This is a genomic window from Streptomyces sp. SID10853 (assembly GCF_010548145.1).
Classification (GTDB): domain Bacteria; phylum Actinomycetota; class Actinomycetes; order Streptomycetales; family Streptomycetaceae; genus Streptomyces.
Genome location: NZ_JAAGLN010000440.1, coordinates 1 through 2,327, shown reverse-complemented (window position 1 = coordinate 2,327; position 2,327 = coordinate 1). Strand labels below are relative to the sequence as shown.

Sequence of the window (2,327 nt, the reverse complement as noted above, 5' to 3'; positions counted from 1 at the left end):
CCGGCGCCGCCGACCCGCTGGCGCAGCCCCGGGCGATGGCGCGGTGGCGGCTGTGGACCACCGGCCGCTTCACCGCGCGCACTGTGCCCGGCGACCACTTCTTCGTCCGCGGCCCCGAACTGCCCCGCCTGGTGGGGCGCGCGGCCCGCGTCGTGCGCCGGCTGACGCCGGAACCGGCAGGGGTGAGCAGCTGATGCGACGCGTCGTCATCACCGGCATCGGGGTGGTCGCCCCCGGCGGGATCGGCACCAAGGCGTTCTGGTCGATGCTGACCGAGGGCCGCACCGCCACCCGCCGCATCACGCGCTTCGACGCCGGCTCGTTCCGCTCACAGGTCGCCGCCGAGGCAGACTTCGACCCGGCACACCACGGGTTCGGGGCGAACGAGGCACACCGCCTGGACCGGGTCGCCCAGTTCGCCCTGGTCGCCGCCCGGGAGGCGGTCGCCGACAGCGGGATCGACCCCGCGGCCCGGGGCGAGCGCACCGGGGTGGCCCTGGGCACCGCCGTCGGCTGCAGCAGCGGACTCGACGAGGTGTACGCCCATGTCAGCGAGGGCGGAAGCCGCTGGCTCCTCGACCCGGCACGGGCCCAGGAGCGGCTCGGCGACTATCTCGTGCCGAGCTCCGTAGCCGCCGAAGTAGCCCGCGAAACAGGGGCGCTGGGCCCCGTCACCGTCGTGTCCACCGGCTGCACCTCCGGCCTCGACTCGCTGGGACACGCGGCGGAACTCATCCGCGAGGGCAGCGCGGATGTGATGGTGGCCGGCGCGTCGGAAGCCCCGATCACCCCGATCACACTCGCCTCCTTCGACGCGATCCGTGCCACCTCGGCCCGCAACGACGAACCGGAGAGCGCCTCCCGCCCCTTCGACCGCACCCGCAACGGCTTCGTGCTGGGCGAGGGCAGCGCGGTCCTCATCCTGGAGGAACGGGAGCACGCCGACCGCAGGGGCGCCCACATGTACGCCGAGATCGCGGGCTTCGCCGGCCGCTCCAACGCGTACCACATGACCGGACTGCGCCTGGACGGACGGGAGATGGCGGAAGCCATCCGCGTCGCCCTGGACGAGGCCCGCCTCGACGCCACCGCCGTCGACTACGTCAACGCCCACGGCTCCGGCACCAAACAGAACGACAAGCACGAGACGGCCGCCTTCAAGACAAGCCTGGGCGAGCACGCCCGCCGGGTGCCGGTCAGCTCCATCAAGTCGATGATCGGGCACTCACTCGGCGCGATCGGCTCCCTGGAGATCGCCGCCGGCGCGCTGGCCATCGAGCACGGTGTCGTGCCGCCCACCGCCAACCTGCACGACCCCGACCCGGACTGTGATCTCGACTACGTCCCCCTCGTCGCCCGCGAACAGCGCACCGACACGGTACTCAGCGTCGGCAGCGGTTTCGGCGGCTTCCAGAGCGCGATGGTCCTGACCGGCGCACGGACAAGGACGGCGGCATGACCGCGCCCGCCTCCGAGCACAGCGGACTGCTGGGCGCCCATGGGATGCGTGCCGCCGTCACCGGGATCGGAGTCGTCGCCCCAGGAGGCGTCGGCACCGAGACCTGGTGGTCCGCGATGCTGCACGGCCGGAGCGCCATCGGGCCCGTCACCCGCTTCGACACCACCGGCTACCCGGTGGGCCTCGCGGGCGAGATCACCGGCTTCGACGACGCCCGCCACGTGCCGGACAAGCTGCTGCCCCAGACGGACCGGGTGACCCGGCTTGCTCTCACCGCCGCCGCGGAGGCGCTCACCAGCGCACACCTCGATCCGGCGGCCCTGCCCGACTACGCCATTGGCGTCGTCACGGCAGGCGGCGCGGGCGGCTTCGAGTTCGGGCAGCGCGAACTGCAGGCGCTGTGGAGCAAGGGCAGCCGGCACGTCGGCGCCTACCAGTCGTTCGCCTGGTTCTACGCCGCCAACTCCGGCCAGATCTCCATCCGGCACAGACTCCGCGGACCCAGCGGCGTCGTCGTCTCCGAACAGGCCGGCGGCCTCGACGCGGTGGCACAGGCCCGGCGCCAGCTGCGCAAGGGCGGCCACGCCGTGCTCACCGGGGGCTTCGACGCCACCGTGTGCCCCTGGGGCTTCACCGCACACCTGGCGGCCGGCGGCATGAGCACGAGCCGCGACCCGGCACGCGCATACCTGCCGTTCTCCGCCGACGCCTGCGGACACGTCGTGGGGGAGGGCGGGGCCCTGCTGGTCCTGGAGGACAGCGATGCCGCGCACGCCCGCGGCGCCCGGGTGCTCGCCACCGTCGAGGGCTGCGCCGCCACCTTCGACCCGGCACCGGGACGCGGCGCACCCCGGCTGCTGGACGCGGC

General features: G+C 73.8%; 2 protein-coding genes and 1 pseudogene. All 3 read left to right on the top strand.

Translation table 11 applies throughout. The features are described from left to right. Nucleotides 1-194, top strand: a pseudogene (locus G3I19_RS36065) (thioesterase); the annotation flags it as partial. After that, nucleotides 194-1,459, top strand: coding sequence for a beta-ketoacyl-[acyl-carrier-protein] synthase family protein (locus G3I19_RS36060; RefSeq protein WP_164267890.1), 1,266 nt, complete (start codon nucleotides 194-196; stop codon nucleotides 1,457-1,459). The pseudogene G3I19_RS36065 and the gene G3I19_RS36060, both read left to right, overlap by 1 nt. After that, nucleotides 1,456-2,327, top strand: an 872-nt coding sequence (locus tag G3I19_RS36055; RefSeq protein WP_203601138.1) for a beta-ketoacyl synthase N-terminal-like domain-containing protein, incomplete at its 3' end; no start/stop codon positions are given. The genes G3I19_RS36060 and G3I19_RS36055, both read left to right, overlap by 4 nt.

Excerpts from the sequence above, each read along its gene's own strand:
- G3I19_RS36060 (WP_164267890.1), top strand. The coding sequence starts at position 194 with ATGCGACGCGTCGTCATCACCGGCATCGGGGTGGTCGCCCCCGGCGGG.